The organism is Vibrio sp. Isolate25 (assembly GCF_022398025.1).
Classification (GTDB): domain Bacteria; phylum Pseudomonadota; class Gammaproteobacteria; order Enterobacterales; family Vibrionaceae; genus Vibrio; species Vibrio coralliilyticus_A.
Map to the genome: position 1 here is coordinate 1,458,054 of NZ_JAKEUT010000001.1, position 17,641 is coordinate 1,475,694.

At 45.8% G+C, this 17,641-nt stretch carries 17 protein-coding genes; 3 read left to right on the forward strand and 14 right to left on the reverse strand.

The genetic code is table 11. The features are described from left to right. The first annotated feature begins 114 nt into the window (after positions 1 to 114). Together L1D15_RS06350 and L1D15_RS06355 are read left to right on the forward strand one after the other, a co-directional pair. The gene (locus tag L1D15_RS06350; protein WP_239875039.1) at positions 115 to 945 is read left to right on the forward strand and encodes an HDOD domain-containing protein; all 831 of its coding nucleotides are present in this window, start codon (positions 115 to 117) and stop codon (positions 943 to 945) included. A gap of 105 nt (positions 946 to 1,050) precedes the next feature. Continuing rightward, positions 1,051 to 1,944 carry a LysR family transcriptional regulator gene (locus L1D15_RS06355; RefSeq protein WP_239875040.1) on the forward strand — a complete coding sequence of 298 codons (894 nt, stop codon included), beginning with the start codon at positions 1,051 to 1,053 and terminating at the stop codon, positions 1,942 to 1,944. On the opposite strand, the gene L1D15_RS06360 is transcribed toward L1D15_RS06355, so the two are convergent. From L1D15_RS06360 to ascB, 6 genes are all read right to left on the reverse strand, one after another. Continuing rightward, positions 1,941 to 2,459, reverse strand: coding sequence for a VCBS domain-containing protein (locus L1D15_RS06360; RefSeq protein WP_239875041.1), 519 nt, complete (start codon positions 2,457 to 2,459; stop codon positions 1,941 to 1,943). The two genes, L1D15_RS06355 and L1D15_RS06360, sit on opposite strands and share 4 nt — an antisense overlap. A gap of 365 nt (positions 2,460 to 2,824) precedes the next feature. Continuing rightward, positions 2,825 to 2,983 (reverse strand): hypothetical protein, encoded by a 159-nt coding sequence (locus L1D15_RS06365; protein ID WP_239869667.1) that lies wholly within the window; start codon positions 2,981 to 2,983, stop codon positions 2,825 to 2,827. Positions 2,984 to 3,378: 395 nt separating this feature from the next. Next, complete coding sequence (locus L1D15_RS06370; RefSeq protein WP_239875042.1) at positions 3,379 to 5,256, reverse strand: PhoX family phosphatase; 1,878 nt, start codon at positions 5,254 to 5,256, stop codon at positions 3,379 to 3,381. Positions 5,257 to 5,907: 651 nt separating this feature from the next. Continuing rightward, on the reverse strand, positions 5,908 to 6,735 hold the full coding sequence (locus L1D15_RS06375) for an arginase family protein (RefSeq protein WP_239875043.1): 828 nt from the start codon (positions 6,733 to 6,735) through the stop codon (positions 5,908 to 5,910). A 7-nt stretch (positions 6,736 to 6,742) separates the two neighbouring features. Further along, positions 6,743 to 7,477: an IclR family transcriptional regulator gene (locus L1D15_RS06380; RefSeq protein ID WP_239875044.1), complete on the reverse strand. Its 735-nt coding sequence runs from the start codon at positions 7,475 to 7,477 to the stop codon at positions 6,743 to 6,745. 180 nt (positions 7,478 to 7,657) lie between these two features. Further along, entirely contained in the window at positions 7,658 to 9,049 is a 1,392-nt protein-coding gene (gene ascB / locus L1D15_RS06385) for a 6-phospho-beta-glucosidase (RefSeq protein WP_239875134.1), read from the reverse strand. 212 nt (positions 9,050 to 9,261) lie between these two features. Between ascB and L1D15_RS06390 the strand changes: the two genes are divergently transcribed. Further along, complete coding sequence (locus L1D15_RS06390; RefSeq protein ID WP_239875045.1) at positions 9,262 to 9,687, forward strand: universal stress protein; 426 nt, start codon at positions 9,262 to 9,264, stop codon at positions 9,685 to 9,687. A gap of 62 nt (positions 9,688 to 9,749) precedes the next feature. On the opposite strand, the gene ugpC is transcribed toward L1D15_RS06390, so the two are convergent. The 8 genes from ugpC to L1D15_RS06430 all read right to left on the reverse strand — a co-directional run bounded on the left by ugpC (position 9,750) and on the right by L1D15_RS06430 (position 17,636). Next, entirely contained in the window at positions 9,750 to 10,877 is a 1,128-nt protein-coding gene (gene ugpC, locus L1D15_RS06395) for a sn-glycerol-3-phosphate ABC transporter ATP-binding protein UgpC (protein ID WP_239875046.1), read from the reverse strand. Between the two features lie 9 nt (positions 10,878 to 10,886). Continuing rightward, the gene (locus L1D15_RS06400; RefSeq protein ID WP_239836368.1) at positions 10,887 to 11,621 is read right to left on the reverse strand and encodes an HAD family hydrolase; all 735 of its coding nucleotides are present in this window, start codon (positions 11,619 to 11,621) and stop codon (positions 10,887 to 10,889) included. Next, a complete protein-coding gene (locus tag L1D15_RS06405; RefSeq protein WP_239875047.1) occupies positions 11,611 to 13,032 on the reverse strand; it encodes a CehA/McbA family metallohydrolase in 1,422 nt (473 codons plus the stop codon). Before L1D15_RS06405 ends, L1D15_RS06400 begins: the two co-directional genes overlap by 11 nt. Before the next feature lie 64 nt (positions 13,033 to 13,096). Next, entirely contained in the window at positions 13,097 to 14,377 is a 1,281-nt protein-coding gene (locus L1D15_RS06410; protein WP_239875048.1) for an extracellular solute-binding protein, read from the reverse strand. A gap of 6 nt (positions 14,378 to 14,383) precedes the next feature. Next, entirely contained in the window at positions 14,384 to 15,331 is a 948-nt protein-coding gene (locus L1D15_RS06415; protein ID WP_239875049.1) for a carbohydrate ABC transporter permease, read from the reverse strand. Positions 15,332 to 15,341: 10 nt separating this feature from the next. After that, a complete protein-coding gene (locus tag L1D15_RS06420; protein WP_239875050.1) occupies positions 15,342 to 16,226 on the reverse strand; it encodes a sugar ABC transporter permease in 885 nt (294 codons plus the stop codon). A 106-nt stretch (positions 16,227 to 16,332) separates the two neighbouring features. Continuing rightward, complete coding sequence (locus L1D15_RS06425; RefSeq protein WP_239869159.1) at positions 16,333 to 17,217, reverse strand: LysR substrate-binding domain-containing protein; 885 nt, start codon at positions 17,215 to 17,217, stop codon at positions 16,333 to 16,335. Positions 17,218 to 17,291: 74 nt separating this feature from the next. Further along, a complete protein-coding gene (locus L1D15_RS06430; protein ID WP_239875051.1) occupies positions 17,292 to 17,636 on the reverse strand; it encodes a multidrug efflux SMR transporter in 345 nt (114 codons plus the stop codon). Positions 17,637 to 17,641: the final 5 nt, after the last annotated feature.

A 17,641-nucleotide genomic window follows, 5' to 3' on the forward strand; every position in this document is an offset into this window, starting at 1 on the left:
TTAATAATTTTTTGTTATTAAAATATTTTCATAACTTCTTCGTTTCCAACTTTGTATGAAACTAATTTACTGTTCTATAGTAAGAAAGCTCATAAATAAAAAAGGAGAGTGCTAATGAGTCAGGAGGCTTTAATTTCGCGTCTTAACGAGTTACCTAGGATCCAGAAAGTACTACAAGAGCTACTTGATATGGTGAATCAGGACGAGGTCGATTTTGGTGAGCTCTCGAGAAAGATCGCTACCGATCAGGTATTGAGTGCTCGATTACTTCGCATGGCGAACTCTGCCCATTTCGGTGGCAATAAAACGGTCTCTTCCGTTAACGAAGCTTTGCTTCGTGTTGGTACTGGTCCAGTAAGAACTCTGGTAGTGGCTTCCGTACTTTCTGGTGCTTTTCCTAAACTCAAAACACTGGATATGGACCAATACTGGGAAGACACCTTCGAAGTTTCGGTCATTGCCAGCAAGATTGCCGACGAAACGGGCATGGATTCCAACGAAGTATTTACCACAGGTATTCTCCATAACATTGGAGAACTGATGATTCATACTTTAGTACCTGACGCTGCAGTCAAGATCCATGAACGTGCAGAGGCAGGAGAAGACGCGATTTCAGTCCAGGAAGAAGTGCTGGATATTACCGCTCCGACACTGGGTGCTAAGTTGGCGAAGACTTGGAAGTTCCCTGACCCTATGGTGGACGCCATCGCTAATTATCATGATCCTAGAGACGCAGAGCTGTCTCCTAAAATGGCAACGACACTGCACTTTGCTCGCTCGATCCATCGCGACTGGGATAAACTAGATAGCGATGATGCGAAAGCGCGATACCTAGCTGAGCATCCAGATTCTCGCTTACTTCATGTTTCCGCCGCCTTTGCACCAACCGTCGATAAATTCCGCGGTAACGGCAGGGATCTCGCCACTCAGCTCAACGCAGCTTAGTTCTAGATGGCGAGGTAACACATCTCGCCATTCTTCTCTGACTACCAAAACTTAACGTTATCACATAAACTATTAAGCATAATTTTTTGTTATTAAACGATGACGATGCTCAACCCACTATGGCTGAAGACCTTTCAAACACTGATCGATACTGGCCACTTCACTAAAACCGCTGAAAGGCTTTTTATGACCCAACCAGGGGTTAGCCAGCACATCAAAAAGCTTGAGCAAGCATGCGGTCATGCTCTCATCGCCAGACATAACAAAACATTTGAAATTACAGAAGCCGGGCAATCTGTCTACCGCTATGCCCTAAAAATCGAACATCAACAGGCTGAACTTCTCCATTCACTCAATATAGAAGACCCGTATTCAGGCAACGTTTCCCTTTCCTGTTCAGGAGCTCTTGCGCTACACCTCTATCCACACTTACTTAATTTACAATGTAAACACCCAAACCTAGTACCAAGGATAGAGGCAGCTCCACATCATAAAATTTTGGCAGATGTACTATCTGGAGAAAGTGATATTGGGATAGTAACGCATATACCTTCCGATTCTCGCTTCGAAGCAGAGACATTAGGAATCGAACCTCTTTGTCTGATGCTACCTGCCAGTATGTCATCAAAGAAGTTAACCCCTGATGCTTTGAAATCGATTGGTTTGATTCAGCATCCCGACGCTATCCATTACCTCTCACTGTATTTCGCCGGATGTGGGGAGCCGTGCTTAGAGAATATCAACATTGATGACATTCCCGTCACTGGGTATATCAATCAGTTGAATCAGATATTGTTACCAGTTGCCAATGGACTGGGATTTACCGTTTTGCCGAAAAGTGCCCTCGATTCATTTTCAGGCAAAGACGATATTGCTATTTATCAGTCACAGAGTGAGGTTGTAGAAACTTTGTTTTGTCTGACTAAAAAACACCGCCAGTTACCGCAGCGATTTACGACCATAATGAAAGAGATCTCTTCTCACTTTCATCGCAATTAACCAACGGTCACTTCAGTCGCTAGCTCTTCAATCACTGCCCCGCCCTCTACACCAATCAATGTGAGGCTAATAGTAATGGGATCACCAGACTCCGAATATAGTGAGAAGCTTTCAATCTTACGCTCACCATGCTGAAGAAACTGCATTTTGATGTTATAAACCGAATAATCCCAGAACCCATCTTTATCAATGCTTAAAGAACCTATCGTTCCCTTTGCTGCAACGATACTATTGGGGTCAAATCGCGTCTGGCGTCGGTGGCTGCCTGAAATGAGAAGTCGTCCAGAATCTATCAACAATGGTGACAATTCCCATTCTATAGCCTGGCTTGTCTCCTTACTGAGCATTTGACTGGCTCTTTCTCTTATTCCTTCAGTATGGCTTCGCAATAGTGAAATCGACGTAGAACGTAATAAACTTAGACTTGCAGAAGGATTGACATCGGTAGACAAAGCGTAGGTTTCTGTACGATTAACAGCGCTTTCAGGATGGTGTGAGTTGATTGAGTGAGCCATAACCTTCTCCTATTTCCTCTAATTGCACTTGTCAAAAACGAACACATTTTTTATCAAGTGAGGTACAGTCAACAATGCAAGCTGTGCGCCAAAAAGATCGAAAAACAAATACGCATAAAAGTGCATATAATTCATTATGATAGAAATGAGAAAAAGACAACCGCATATAGATTTTCAATATGAGAAGCAAAACACAACAAGCTTCAGGCTCTATTTTCAATTTGCCAATAGGACATTTAATCATTCTATTCACCACACAGTGACTTAACTCAAACGTGATAAATAGGGACAGAATTGAATCGATAGAGACAAAAAAGGAGCCGTTATGCAAGCGGCTCCTTTCCTCTACCCAATACCAATGCAATTTATGCTTCTAATACATCTTTTCCCGCGGCTTCTGCAAGGAGAAGCTGATCCGTTTCATCTAGCTGCATACCCAAAAACGGCAAACCGTGCTGGCATATCCAGCAGGCAAAGAAAACAATGATACCCAGAGCCACTAAACTCAAAACGATCATAGCCAAACCTCCTCCTTGGTTATCAACACATGTACCGATAACTCAGGTGCAGCTTCGAAAAGCTTGGACAACTATAAGGCCTTTGTAAATACTTTATTCTTTGGCGTTTTCGATTCACTCTCAGCGGCATTTCACTGAGCCTTGTGTCTCGTATTCGTTCAGTTTTTCGTATTAACTCTGAGAGCTTACTCGGGTCTCTACACCTTTAAATTATGTGGGCACTCTTTCACTATAGTTATACCGTATACTCGGAGCAACTACATTTAGTGGTTAACAGCCAAAGGATCACAATTTTTATGCTTACTTACGCATATTTATCCCACTTGGTATTCTTAGAGGATCAAAAAAGGGGCAAACAGCCCCTTGAGTAGTGCAAATATCCCCAATGGGAATGTTTAATTTTATGCGCCGATCACTCCACCATCTTCACGAGTGATAGCAACAATGGTTGAACGTGGTTTGCTATTACCACCCGCAGGGAAGTGCGAAGGTGCCCCTTTCTCACCTGGGTGCTGAACACCGACAAACATCGTTTTGTAGTCTTCGGAGAAAGTCAAACCAGTGATTTCACAAGCGACAGGCCCCGTTAAGAAGCGACGCACCTCACCAGTCATTGGATCACCACACAGCATCTGGTTGTTCCCTTGACCTGCAAAGTCTCCCTTGTTTGAGTAGTCACCATCGGTTTGGATCCACAAACGACCCGCCTTATCAAAACCAATACCATCAGGGCTGTTGAACATATTATTTTCATTGATGTTCTCACTACCTGCGTATAGGTTACCTTTATGCACAGTTGGGTTTCCTGCAATCAGATAAAGATCCCACTCGAACCCTTCACTGGTGTGGTCGCCATTCTGTGGCACCCAGCGAACAATCTGCCCGTAATGGTTTTCTTTACGTGGGTTTGGACCACCCACAGGTTGACCTTCCTTGACGCCACGGTTTTTATTGTTGGTCAACGTGCAGAAAACATGTTGGTTGTCTGGATGCACCGCAACCCACTCTGGACGATCCATAGTAGTCGCCCCAACCTGAGTCGCTGCTCGACGGGCAAACGTCACGACTTCCGCTTGGTCATGGAAACCGTTCTCTTTGGTCAAACCATTCTTACCATACGTCAGTTCTAGCCACTGACCTTTGCCTTTTAGCTCAGCATCATCCATCTCGAATTTAGCCACATACAGCGTGCCTTCTTCGAGTAGATTGCGGTTTGCTTTGTCATTGCCAGGCTGGTATTTGTTCTTAGAAACAAACTTGTAAAGGTGCTCACCACGCTCGTCGTCACCTAAATAGACGACTACATGCCCATCGTCATTGATAACCAGCGCCGCATTTTCGTGCTTAAATCGACCTAGAGCAGTACGTTTAAGCGGTGTTGATGTTGGATCATGCGGGTCAATTTCAACCACCCAGCCAAAACGATGAGGTTCATTCGGATGCTTGGCTAAGTCAAAACGCTCATCAGTGTCATGCCATTGATATTTGCTCTTCTCTGCAACAATGCCATAGCGTGCATGATCATCTGATAAGTCAGCATCACTGCTGGTACCAAAGTAGCCATTAAAGTTTTCTTCACAAGTCAGGTAAGTCCCCCAAGGAGTCTGGCCATTGGCACAGTTGTTGAACGTACCCAAAGGCTTCATACCAGTTGGATCAAGCTTAGTCTTCATCAAATCGTGACCTGCAGCTGGGCCTGTCAGCTGCATTTCTGTTACCGCTGTGATGCGACGATTGCGCTTACCATTTTTGTCCAGTTTCCATTCACCACCCGACTTGACGATTTCAAACACAGTCACGCCATGAGCTGCTTGTGCTTTCAATACATCATCTGCGGTCATCGCTTTGCCGCCATGATCAAATAAGTACTCATAATTGGTGTACTCATTATTGACTGCGATTACCGCACGATCCTTAGTGATCGGGAACAAGCTCATACCATCGGTATTATCACCAAACTGGCTGAGCTGAGCCTTAGAGTCTTGCTTACCACTCGGATAGAATTCAGGCGCATCAGCAAATATCGGATCACCCCAAGATAACAAAGGCGTTGCTTTATAGCCTTTTGGCACAATAATCGCATCGGATGTAGAGGCCGGAACAGCGTCAAAATTTAGTAACGTACTTTTCTTGTCTGCGGCGAATGCCTTAGTGATAGGGTTAAGTGACAGAAACGCGCCTGCACCTACTGCTGCGGTACCAGCCAAGAAACGGCGACGAGATAAGCCCGCCTCGATCATTTGGCTAAATTGAGAATCTTGCTCATCGCGATTCCACATTGCTGACTCCTTGCTCGAGTATGTTTTTTATTAATAGCGAGCGATAATAGACAGTAAAAATGACAATCTCGTTAAGGTATTGTTTCTCTTAAATAAAGACGATATTACAGTTTAGTTCGAATTACATTGCACTCCCATGAAAGTGAACCTACCTTCACTTTTTACAAGTAAGACGTAATGGATATGCAAAAAAATGTGATCTAGAACCTAGCGTTATTTTGATTTGGTCGCTACATTAAATCTTGTTCATGAGGAACTTGATTCACATATGCTCAATGACGAGCAAGTCATTAAAAAGTGAGGGAATATCATGAAGAAAATGAGAAAAGCACAACTTCACCGTGTCAGAATCCAATATTGGAAAGACGCCAATAAAGACACAAACAAGAAGTAACCCGCATCCTTTCAACCTGCTCTAACAGGTATCAACGACTAAGCTGGCAATTCATTGCCAGCTTTTGAATTTCTCAACCCTACAAATCTATTTATCGTAAAATTTGTCTATCAACACATAGATCATGACATAAACATTACGAGATCAGCCTCAACAATCACCGCTCTTACCTATTGGATCATATGGCGTCTTAAGCAGCATTACGCACACACTATCCATGCTCACAGTTGGCAGTTCACATTTAGTATTCGACCCAATTACGCCACTAAAGGACTTGATGGATATAAACCCGCCAGTTGGCGTAATATACTTTGTGTTTCTTTGGAATAGAGGTGTTTATCTTTATACCCAGTCAGATGAATACAACGCACCTGAGAAGAAATGAGTACTTGGCGCAGGATTCGATTAACCATGGTCACTTCGAGAGTATGGCCTGTATCTAAGTGTGATGGCGGATAAAGACAATCAAGATCCAAGCAAATAATGAGATCATCACAATGGGAAAGAAAACTGGCAATTTGCTGCTTAACCTGAAACCGGTGACCGAAACTACACTCAGGGAGTGTTAACCAATCACATCCCAGATCTTCAGCGTATTCGCATACTTTATCGTTGTGGCTTTGTTCAGCAATTCCCAAAAAGAACACTCGACATTGCGCATAGCGAGATAAAGCAAAGTGGTATACCGAGCCTCTTTGTACACCCAAGTCCGGATTAAGCTCAAAGTCTCGGCCAATATGGATAATCCCAAAACTCTTTTCGGTCGATTGAAGCAAAGGCAATGAATAGAGTAGAGTCTCGCTATTGTTACTCAATACAACAGGTAAGCATTGGCTATCCATCACCTGACTTAACCATAATACATAATCATCAACGGCTCCTTGCAAATTGAAATGACCGCCATGTTGCCATGGATAACCACTTTCCTGACACATCCACTCAAACATCTCTTCTAAGTTTTGATCGGCCACTTCAAAGTCGATTTTTGACATGGGCTTAAGGTATTCACTGACACTGGCTAACGTTAAACACTGTGGAGCGATTAACGCAGGAATACTTTGATGACGACGAAATAGCCCAAACATACACAATTTACCTCTCTGGGGGCAAAGCCCTCGCTGCCTGTAGAACATGCAAAATAATTCTTTGCTGATTCTGTTGGACACGATGAGCAGGCGCCATTACGGACACCGCCCCCATCAGCTTAGAGCCTTTCATGACTGGTGCGCTAATACCGGATACACCAGCATCAGTCTCTGATGTGCTGAGGGCATAACCTTGATAGCGAATTTGATCTAACTCCAATTGCCATTGCTCAAAGCGATGGTACTCACCAAAATGATGTAGAATCTTCTCGCATCTTGGTGCAGGCATATATGCAAGCATCACTTTGGACGATGCACCTTTAAGCAACGGCTGACTCTGCCCTTCCACATAACTGCATCGTAATGCTTGCATACTTTCCTTACGGCTAACACATAACGCGCGATAGCCAACTGGCACCATGTAAGCCGCCATTTCTTGAGTCTGTTTTTGTAAGCGATTCAATACTGAGTCGACCGAATCAAGGTTATGCTGCTTACTCTCGTAGCTCCTCATCAGCATCAATGCTGCCGGACCTATGATCAAGGTTTTGTCACTTGCACTTTCTTCAATCAAATTCCATTCTCTGAGCAATTTCAGATGACGATATAAACTGCTGATTGGCGTCCCCAGCTGCTCACTTAACACTTTCGCTGTGACTGGCTGTTCATTGACGGCGACCTGCATCAAAAGCTGGAGTACCTTCTCATTCACTTGCCCTGAGCTTTGCTTCATCGTGTTCACTTTCGGTTTTACCGCCTTATTGGATTGACGCGCAAATTATATTCTCACTCGATGAGGATTTATAAATAAATCAAACCTATCATTCTCATTTAATGGGAAACAGACCGCTACTCAGTATCTTTCAGCTCACTCATTGCTGTACCAATGGATACAGTAAAGGAGCCAAATGGCTCCTTTAATTCAAGATTTCAGCGATGCTCCGTGAGTTCGGATAACGTCCTGATACCAGAAAAAGCTTTTCTTGCGCTTACGCTCTAATGTGCCACTTCCATCGTCATGGCGATCAACATAAATGTAGCCGTAACGCTTACTCATTTCTGCAGTGGAATTAGCTACTAAATCAATCGGTCCCCAACTGGTGAAGCCCATCAGCTCCACTCCATCCAATACGGCTTCTCTGGCCTGAACCAAGTGGTCATTGAGATAGGCAATGCGATAATCATCTTCTATCTCCCCATTGGCGTTGATTTCATCGCGCGCCCCAAGCCCATTTTCAACAATGAACAACGGCTTCTGATAGCGGTCATAAAGAAAGTTAAGCAAGATGCGTAGCCCTTTAGGATCAATCAGCCAACCCCACTGACTTTTCTCTAAATGCGGATTTGGCACGCTGTCGACAATGTTACCGACCTCTTTCTGCTTGGGATCCGCACTAGCACAGCCACTCGCATAATAGCTGAATGAAATGAAGTCAACGCTGGCGCTCGCCAGTTCCTCTACATCACCTGGCTGCATGTCAATCTCAATCCCTTTTTCACGGAAATAGCGAAGCATGTAACCTGGGTAACGACCACGAGTCTGGACATCACCAAAAAACAGCCATTTGTTATTTTCCTGCATCGCCGCGATGACATCGTCAGGATTGCAGGTGTACGGATAATTGATCGCGCCAAGCAGCATGTTGCCTATCTTGGCATCTGGAATAATCTCATGACACAATTTCACCGCTTTTGCATTAGCGACAAGCTGATGATGTATTGCCTGATAAATGGCCTGCTCACTGGCCTCTTCAGCCAATCCCACACCGGTAAACGGCGCGTGTAGGGACATGTTGATCTCATTAAACGTCAGCCACAGTTTAACCTTGTTCTGATAGCGCTCAAACACGCTACGAGCATAGCGTTCAAAGAACCCAATCAGCTTACGGCTTGCCCAACCGCCATAGTTTTCTACCAACGCATAAGGCATCTCGTAATGAGACAAGGTGACAAAAGGCGTAATGTTATGTTTCGCTAGTTCGTCGAAGATACGATCGTAATACGCCAATCCCGCTTCATTAGGCTCTGATTCGTCACCATTCGGGAATATACGCGTCCAAGCAATGGACAAACGCAAACAGTTGAACCCCATTTCATTAAACAGAGCGATGTCTTCTGGGTAACGCTGGTAAAAATCTATCGCCAGATCTTTGATACCATCAGTGCGTTGCTGACGCGTCTGATGCGGACTGAGAATCCCATTGGGTAACATGTCAGACGTCGATAGCCCTTTGCCATCGAGGTCAAAACTGCCTTCCACCTGATTCGCCGCAATCGCGCCGCCCCACAGAAAATGCTTAGGAAAAGTTGTCATCATATTCTCTCTCACTTCGAGCCTAAACTGAGTGTAACTCACATTTTAGGAACAAAATGAGGCTGAGGTGTCTGAGCGTTATTTCCTAGTTTTACTGACTATCAACACGCGCCAACCAATGCAATTTGTCGCATTTCCGCGATCTCTTAGACAACATTTTTCGGTAATTCGCTCTATGATGAAATGAGTCAGTTCAATAGGAGGACATGGTAATGAAATATCGACATATTCTGGTCGCGCTAGAGCTTTCTGAAGAGAGCAATGTGTTGATTGAAAGAGCGGTATTTATGGCTAAGCAGCATGACGCGGAGATATCGCTCATCCACATTGATGGCACCCATGGAGAAATCTATCCAGAGCTGGTCGACATTCACGCCGACGCCAGCGTCAGGCCACTCAATGAACACTCAATGGAATGGTTGCGAGCGTTCCAAGCCAAGCTAGATTTTCCTGTGAAGCATTTTTTAGTCGGGACTGGCGATCTGGGCGATAAGCTTAATGACACCATTACAGAAAACGGCGTTGATTTGCTGATATGTGGCCACCATAAGGACTTCTGGAGCAAGATCATTTCTTATTCAAGGCACCTGATCAACAAATCTCCGGTCGACATTTTGGTTGTGCCAATTCCAGATTAAATCAACGAGTAAGAGAACCAAAAAGCCATCCTTCACGGATGGCTTTGTCATTTTATGTGCGGCTACACAAGGGCTTGCTCAGTATCGATATCAAAAATATGACACTCAGAGACATTAAAATTCAATAACGTCTCTTCACCATTAAACACCATGCGATCTGCATCAAACGGCACACGAGCAATCAATTTATCTCTGCCAACTTGGAAATAGAGGTATAGTTCATTGCCCATCGATTCCACAACGTTAATAGAGTGGTGCTGAGTGTTAACATCTGAGAATGGCGCATCATGGTTCGCCAGTTGAATATGCTCTGGGCGAATACCAAACCACACCCACTGGCCGATTTTTTGCCTTGCTAAGTCTTGCTTACTTTCTGGCAACGTCCATCGAGTACCGCTTTCTGCGAGTACATTGATGACACCATCAATTTCCTCAATACGCGCTTTAATGATGTTCATCGCCGGAGAGCCAATAAAACCTGCCACAAATTTGTTGGCTGGGTAGCGGTATAAGTTCATTGGGGTATCCACTTGCATGATTTCCCCCTGATTAAGCACACAAATGCGATCCCCAAGCGTCATAGCTTCCACCTGATCATGGGTCACATAAATCATGGTTGCATTCTGCCCCTCCGCTTTGAGGTCCGAATGCAGCTGAGCAATGCTTACTCTGGTTGACACTCGCAATTTGGCGTCAAGATTCGACAACGGCTCATCAAACAGAAAAACATCGGGCTTGCGCACCATCGCACGTCCAAGTGCAACACGCTGCCTTTGACCACCCGACATTTCACCCGGTTTGTTTTGCAATAAATGTTCAATCTCTAACGTTTTTGCCGCTTCAGAAATGCGCTGATCAATTTCCGACTTTGCCAGTTTTTGCTGTTTAAGCCCGAATGCCATGTTTTCATACACTGACATATGTGGGTATAGCGCGTAGTTCTGAAACACCATTGAGATACCACGGTCTTTCGGCGGTAAATCGTTGACGCGTTTGTCACCGATGTAGACATCACCATGAGAAATCTCCTCCAGACCAGCGATCATTCTTAAAGTGGTCGACTTAGCACAGCCAGACGGGCCAACGAACACCATAAATTCGCCTTCGCGAATGTTCAGGTCAACACCATGAACCGCTTTGAAACCATTGGGGTAGATTTTTTCCACCCCTTTAAGCGTGACTTCCGCCATAGCTTATCCTTAAATCAACTCGTTAAATGCGTGTGGGTCAAAATGGGCTACCGATGGAATCACCAGATCTGCAACAGGCGTCAGTTCGCTTTCCAATGCGGTTCCAGTCAGAACACCGATTTTCTTCGCCCCTGCATTAGTGCCAAACTCCATATCTGACACCGTATCGCCAAACATGATCACTTCGTGTGGCTCAACACCGCATTGCTGACAAAAAGCATTCAACAGTGCTGGGGCTGGCTTTGGTTCAATGTCACCGTCCGAGTAACCGACATAATCAAACATTTCGCTCAAACCAGATTGCTGCAAAGTGTAAAGTGTTGAGTCTTTGGTATCTGCGGTAGCAATGCCAAGAATCATGCCTTGCTGTTTAAGTGAATTCAGTTTTTCTGTTACCCCGGGCAGTGCTTCAATCCATTCAGGATGATTGGCGACATGATGGTTAAACGCCTCTTTGGTCACACGGGTAAACATTTCCAGAGAAACGACTGGGCGTAGGATCTCGAACCAAGCTTTGGCCGTGTCTTCCACCGGATTAGACGCCAACAGACCATGGTTATCGACTGAGTCGCCCTCTACGCCGATGGCTAAGAGTAACTCCGCAACTGTGACGTTTTGATGACCCTGGTTTGTGTCACTGAAATCCTTTACCGTCTGACACGCACTGCGTGAAGCGTTGAGCCACATGTTGTGGAATTCCAGCAGAGTGCCATCTTTATCAAACAATAGTGCTTTAAACTTCATCACTATTAAATCGCTCCATAAGTTCACCCCAGGTTTGGACCAGAGGCGTAGTAAAAATAGGTTGGTCGCCGTCATAAACGGCGTTAATGCAACCTTCAAATTCATCATTCTCAGCGCGGCGGATATCGATGCGGCACCAAGAGTAGCCTGCTTCTACAAACAGCATTTGCTCAGTGCTTTGCAGTGTGATGTTGGCAACAACAACGCCATCGACAACGCATTCGGCGTAATAAGTATGCTCAACATCGTCCACAGCCAATTGGTAGCACAATGCCTGCCCTTTAGAATCGCAGCCAGGTAATAATTCACTGTTGTTGATAGCAAAAGATAAGCCGCAGCGACGCTCTAAATAGACATGTCCACTACGTAGCCCAGCGAGAATACCTTCACCACTGAGCCCATGACTAAACACAAAGGTCGACGGGTCACCGTAGAGTGAAGGTTCCGTCGCTTTCGGATTGCGCTCATGAGGTTCTAGGTGGGAATCACTGCCGCCAATGGCGCTGATTCTATGACCGCAATTCCACATTTCGCTCAATACCTTAAGCGCTGAGTTTGTCGCTTTAGGTGATGTTGACCAAGTCGGATCGCAACACACCTCAAATGTCGATACTTTATCGAGTTCAAGTGAGGCATATTTCCAGTGCCATGGCTTCATCATCGGGTGGTTGACACTGATAGAGCTATGAGAAGCGTTGGCCAATGCCAATCCTGCTTCCATCACACTTTGGCTGCTATGCTCAACATGACGCAAATCCAGCGCAGATTGTGGACCATGAACATTGAAGTGCCCAAGGTCTGTAGTCACTTCAAGGGCAGGCATAAACAGGCATTGCTCAGACAAAGGTAATCTTGGCTGGCAGATGTTGTGCTCCGTAAGAAAGAAAAAATCTAAGCCCTGCGCTTCGACTATCTGCTTGGCTGCCGCAAGGGTGTTGTGTCCATCCGATAACTGAGTATGTGCATGTAGATCACCTCGATACCAGCGAGACTCTGAGCTTAATAACCGGCTGTAATCAAAAGAAATCTGATGATCCAAACCTACAGTCGCGACACTGTCTATAGCTAGAGTATCAACCGGTTGATCAAACGCGATATTCACCTGATACTGCATCGCCCGCTCAGAGCGAAACTCACCTTCAAGATTATACAGCTCCAGAGACCACTCCCCAGCAACCAGCTCACCGTCAATCGCGCCAAAACCTGACTGCTCTGCACAGATATTCAGTGACTTATGAGCCTTTTCAAACAATACCTTGCCGCGAAAATGACCATGACTATCGTACGCTGCTGCGTATAAGAACCCTTTAGTCACGGTCGTGCCCGTAATTTGAACGGCCTCAGCACCGTGCGGAACCCTAAACGGCAACGACACTCTGCCGAAGGTCAGTTCACCTTGAAATTCTGTCATCGGTTTCACCAATTAAGTCCACTGTAGGATGGAGGAGCCTACCCAAGCAGGCTCCTTATCAAGATTAAGAGCGGTTGACTCTGTCCAGCGCACGCTGCGCTTTCTTCGCCGCTTGTTTCAGCGCTTTCTCAGCAGGTACGTTCTGAATTTGAATCTGATCGGCGGCCACTTTCAGCGCATCCATGATCTTGCCATTGGTTGGGTCTAGGAAATCCTGGCTGGCGAAGCTTGCCTGCTTTAACGGAATCAGCGCTTGTGGGTTATCTTTGGTGAACGCCTGATACTCAGGCACGCTTTCTACACTCATACGTACAGGGATGTAACCTGTGAACATAGACCACTTCGCTGTGTTCTTAGCGTTGGTATAAAATTCCATAAACTCAAACGCACCTTGTGCTGCCTTGTCGTCGGTCCCTTTCGGCATTACATAGACAAGAGCACCAGCTTGAGGTGCGGATGGGTGAGAACCCCAACCTGGCTGCGTGGTTGCAGCAAGTTTAGTGAAATCGAGATCGCCCTGATCACCCGATGAACCTGTGTAACCTAGTGCGTTGTCTTTCATGACATCATCAATGGTCTTGTACCAGTACTCCCAGCCCTGACCACCGTGGTGAATACGCATGATTTGGTCTTCGTGAATCCATTTGCGGAAGCTGTCCCACACTTCAACCCATTGCTTTGAGTCAATCAGTACTGTTTTGCCATCATCGCTGATCACCTTAGCGCCATTAGAGAACGCGGCGTCGATCATATTGTCCTGACCCCACATCGGTTCCCAGCCATAAAAAGTCGTGTTGCCTTTCGCATCTCGCTGAGTCACTTTCTCAGCAACTTTAGCCACACCCTGCCAGGTACTCAGGTCTTTCTCTGTAAAGCCATTGTCTGCCAACACTTTCTTGTTGTAGTAAAACACCTGAGTCGTACCATAAGCTGGTAAGCCAATCACTGTTCCATCTTCAGCCGTCACCTGATCTTTAAACGCCCCGACAAAATCCGAGAAGTTGAACTCTGCGTCCATATACGGTTTAAGATCACGACTCAAGCCACGCTCATACATCGCCTCAGCTCGGACTGAATCAAGCAGAACCACTTCCGGAGCGGTTTTTGAAGCCAAACCTGCCTGCAGTTTCTGATACGTTTCGGTGTAGTTTCCTTGCAATGCTGGCTTGATGACATATTCATCTTGGCTGGCATTAAACTCTTCAATCAGCTGAGTCATCAGCTTCTGAGGTTTTGTACCGCCGGAATACCAGAAATTCACTTCCGTTTTTGCCAGAACGCTACCCGAGACCATTGAAGCGCTCGCTGCGCCAGCACACACTAGTGCGAGAGTTTTTAGTTTCATTTCCATTTACTCTTTTACGCCGTTATCGGCGATACCTGAAAGAATCGTCTTTTGACACAAGACGAATAGAATCAACAAAGGCAATACGGCAATCGTGCTGGCTGCCATGATTTGCGACCAGTTAAGACCGTAATTGCCTTCGGCGATGAAGTAGTGGCGAATCCCCGTTGCAATCAGGTTCAGATCTTGTGAAGTGATCACCAGACTCGGCCACATGTAGCTGTTGTAGTTCGTGATAAAGGTAATCAAGAACAAGGTTGCGACTGCTGCTCTGCATTGAGGCAGCAAAATCGCCCATAAGATTTTCAACTCACCCGCACCATCAATACGTGCCGCTTCGATCAGTGACGGATGGATTTTGATGAAGACCTGACGCAGGTAGAAAACGCCAAAAATAGACGCAGCATTGGACACTACTAGCCCCATGTGTGAGTCGAGCAGCCCCAACTTCGCCAGCGTGATGTAAGATGGAATGTAAGTCACCGCCCCCGGCAACATGTAACAGCCCATCACAACAAAATAGAGCACCGTCTTTGAGCGGAACTTCAGCTGAGTCAAGGCATAAGCGAACATCGCTGAATTGATGATCACTAGCAATGTCGTAAAAAGCGCGACACTGAAGCTGTTGAAAATGTACAAACCAAATGGTGCACTTTGGAACGTCTCAACAAAAGTCTCCCAGCGAAATTGCTCCGGAATCAAATTCAGTGGGCTGGCGAAAATCTCATCGTTCGATTTCAGAGAACCAGACAACATCCAGAGAAAAGGGAACACCATTAACGTGCCGCATATAGCAAGAAACAGGTGCTTACCTATCGAAGTCAGTGTTTGTATTTCCAATCGCTTGCTGGTCTTTTCCTGAGTAGCCGGTATTGACTTGTCAGTTATCACCGCTTGAAGTGACCCATTTGTCTGGCGTAATCGTGGCGCGCTACCCATAACTTGTGTCGTCATATTCCTATCCTCAGTAGTAAACCCAGCGTTTACCAATGTAGGTATTTGCCAAGGCCAATAATCCAGTGATCAGGAAAATCACCAATGATGTCGCCGCTGCCGGCCCCATTTCATAACGCTCAAAAGCTTGCTGATAGAAGAGGTAAAGTAGTGTGCGAGTCTCACCACCAGGCCCGCCTTGGGTCAGGATCTGGAACTGGTCAAACGCCTGAACCGCATTGATAATGTTGACCACCAACAAGAAAAAAGTGGTCGGCGACACTAGCGGTAACGTGATTTTGAAAAAGCGAGTCAGACTGCTACAACCGTCAATCAGTGACGCTTCATAAAGGGAACTGGGGATTTTGTTGAGCGCGCTGATGTAAAACAGCATGGTCCAGCCGATGGCCTGCCAAATAGTGACAATAATCACCGCGACCATGGCAGTATCGCCCTGCTCCAGCCACGCAATCTTGTCGAACCCTATCGACATCAGTATTTGATTCGCCAGACCGGATTTGGACTCAAACACCCAAGACCAGACAATCGACACCGCAACCGTTGGTGTAATCCAAGGTGAGAAGATCACTGCACGATAGAATTGGCTGCCCGCAAAGTTTTTATGCAGCAGTAAAGCAAAGATCAGCCCCAACACCACAGTCGGAATAACCACACCAAGAGAAAACCAAAATGTGTTGAGTAACGCCTGAGTGAACTCAAAGTCCTCGATCATATACTGATAGTTTTCCAAGCCGATGAAATCGTATTCAGGCGAAATGTAATCCCAATCTGTAAAGCTTATATAAATGGAGTAGCCGAACGGCACTAACCAAAAAGCCACCAGTGGAATCAGCAGTGGTGCAGTGAACAACAGCACTTTGAGATGGTTCGATATTTGTTGTGAGATGGTACTCATGGTTTGACCTTAGTACTTCCGTGATATGTCAATAAACTAAGTGCGCTATATGACAAGCCTGTTGGAGTGCCCCTCATTTTTTTTATGGGCACTCATAAGAAAATCTTTAAGCCAAGCCATCATCTTTGATCTGATGGTGCAGCCAGTCACAAAAGAAATTAACCTTGGCATTACGACTGTTTTTGGTGATCAGATAATGGCCCGATTCCGCTGGCATAGAGGCATCCACCGCCAATACCAGCTCTCCACTCTTTAACAGTTCTGACACCGCCAGCGACCTTACCAACAACACACCGACACCATGTTTGACCGCTTCCAAAGCATGCAGAGAGTTACTGATTTCGAGTTGAACCTTAGGCAGCACCGCATCGAACTGATTGTGACTGAGCCACTGAAGCCAATTCTCCTGATACCCCTTTACTTGCACGGCAGGAAGCTGTGAAAAATCACGCTCATCAAGCTGAGTTTGATAGCCACGTTTGAACTCAGGACTGCACACCAGTTGCCAGTGTTCCTGAAAGAGTCGCTCAGCACTGGTGTCTTCACTTTCCACTTTGCCATTGGTCAATTCGATATCAACGTTCTGGCAAGGGGTAGTTGAAGGCCAATCGACCAACTGAATATCAAGGCGAATGAAAGGGTATTTGTTATAAAAATGCGGTAAGCGCGGTAGGAGCCAGTTATGGCAAAGGGTGTGGTTTACTCTGAGGCTCAGTACGTCAGTTTCCTTTTCACCAAACAACAGTTGAGTCTGAAGTTTAAGGTGAGCTAGGGAGCCAGAAACAATCGGTTGGTACTGCTGAGCAGACGACGTCAACCTGACGCCCTTTTGTGTTCGCTCGAACAACGTCGTATCAAGAAACGCTTCCAGACTTTTCAACTGTTGACTCACAGCGGCCTGCGTAACACACAGCTCCCGAGCGGCAGCGCCAATTGAGCCAAGCCGGGCAACTGCTTCAAAAGCGACCAAAGCACGTAAAGGAGGTAACATGGCGTTCACCTGATTGAAATAAAAGTGAAAATTACTTCAATCAGGTTGCAGATTTTCGACGCTAAGATGACAGATTAATGACTAATGGAGGTGGAGAACAGATTTATGATCACCGTCCCGCACAGGATAAAGCCGATACCAACCAAAGCATACACATCCAATTTTTGCCCATAGACCAGCCAAGAAAGTGCTGCGACAAGAACAATACCTGCGCCACACCAGATCGCATAAGCCACGCCTAACGCCATGCTCTGCACCGTCAACGAAAGTAGATAAAACGCTAATCCATAACCCACTAACACGCCTAATGTAGGATATAACGCCGTAAACTTCTGCGTTTTTGGCAACCAAGAAGTAGCAAAGACTTCAAGGACAATAGCGATAATTAGGGTCATTACAGGTGGAAAGGACAACAACATATTTA

Coding starts and splice junctions, on each gene's coding strand:
- ugpC (WP_239875046.1), bottom strand. CDS start 10,877: ATGGCGGAAGTCACGCTTAAAGGGGTGGAAAAAATCTACCCCAATGGT.
- L1D15_RS06430 (WP_239875051.1), bottom strand. CDS start 17,636: ATGTTGTTGTCCTTTCCACCTGTAATGACCCTAATTATCGCTATTGTC.
- L1D15_RS06410 (WP_239875048.1), bottom strand. CDS start 14,377: ATGAAACTAAAAACTCTCGCACTAGTGTGTGCTGGCGCAGCGAGCGCT.
- L1D15_RS06350 (WP_239875039.1), top strand. CDS start 115: ATGAGTCAGGAGGCTTTAATTTCGCGTCTTAACGAGTTACCTAGGATC.
- L1D15_RS06360 (WP_239875041.1), bottom strand. CDS start 2,459: ATGGCTCACTCAATCAACTCACACCATCCTGAAAGCGCTGTTAATCGT.
- L1D15_RS06390 (WP_239875045.1), top strand. CDS start 9,262: ATGAAATATCGACATATTCTGGTCGCGCTAGAGCTTTCTGAAGAGAGC.
- ascB (WP_239875134.1), bottom strand. CDS start 9,049: ATGACAACTTTTCCTAAGCATTTTCTGTGGGGCGGCGCGATTGCGGCG.
- L1D15_RS06355 (WP_239875040.1), top strand. CDS start 1,051: ATGCTCAACCCACTATGGCTGAAGACCTTTCAAACACTGATCGATACT.
- L1D15_RS06415 (WP_239875049.1), bottom strand. CDS start 15,331: ATGACGACACAAGTTATGGGTAGCGCGCCACGATTACGCCAGACAAAT.
- L1D15_RS06400 (WP_239836368.1), bottom strand. CDS start 11,621: ATGAAGTTTAAAGCACTATTGTTTGATAAAGATGGCACTCTGCTGGAA.
- L1D15_RS06370 (WP_239875042.1), bottom strand. CDS start 5,256: ATGTGGAATCGCGATGAGCAAGATTCTCAATTTAGCCAAATGATCGAG.
- L1D15_RS06420 (WP_239875050.1), bottom strand. CDS start 16,226: ATGAGTACCATCTCACAACAAATATCGAACCATCTCAAAGTGCTGTTG.
- L1D15_RS06375 (WP_239875043.1), bottom strand. CDS start 6,735: ATGTTTGGGCTATTTCGTCGTCATCAAAGTATTCCTGCGTTAATCGCT.
- L1D15_RS06425 (WP_239869159.1), bottom strand. CDS start 17,217: ATGTTACCTCCTTTACGTGCTTTGGTCGCTTTTGAAGCAGTTGCCCGG.
- L1D15_RS06405 (WP_239875047.1), bottom strand. CDS start 13,032: ATGACAGAATTTCAAGGTGAACTGACCTTCGGCAGAGTGTCGTTGCCG.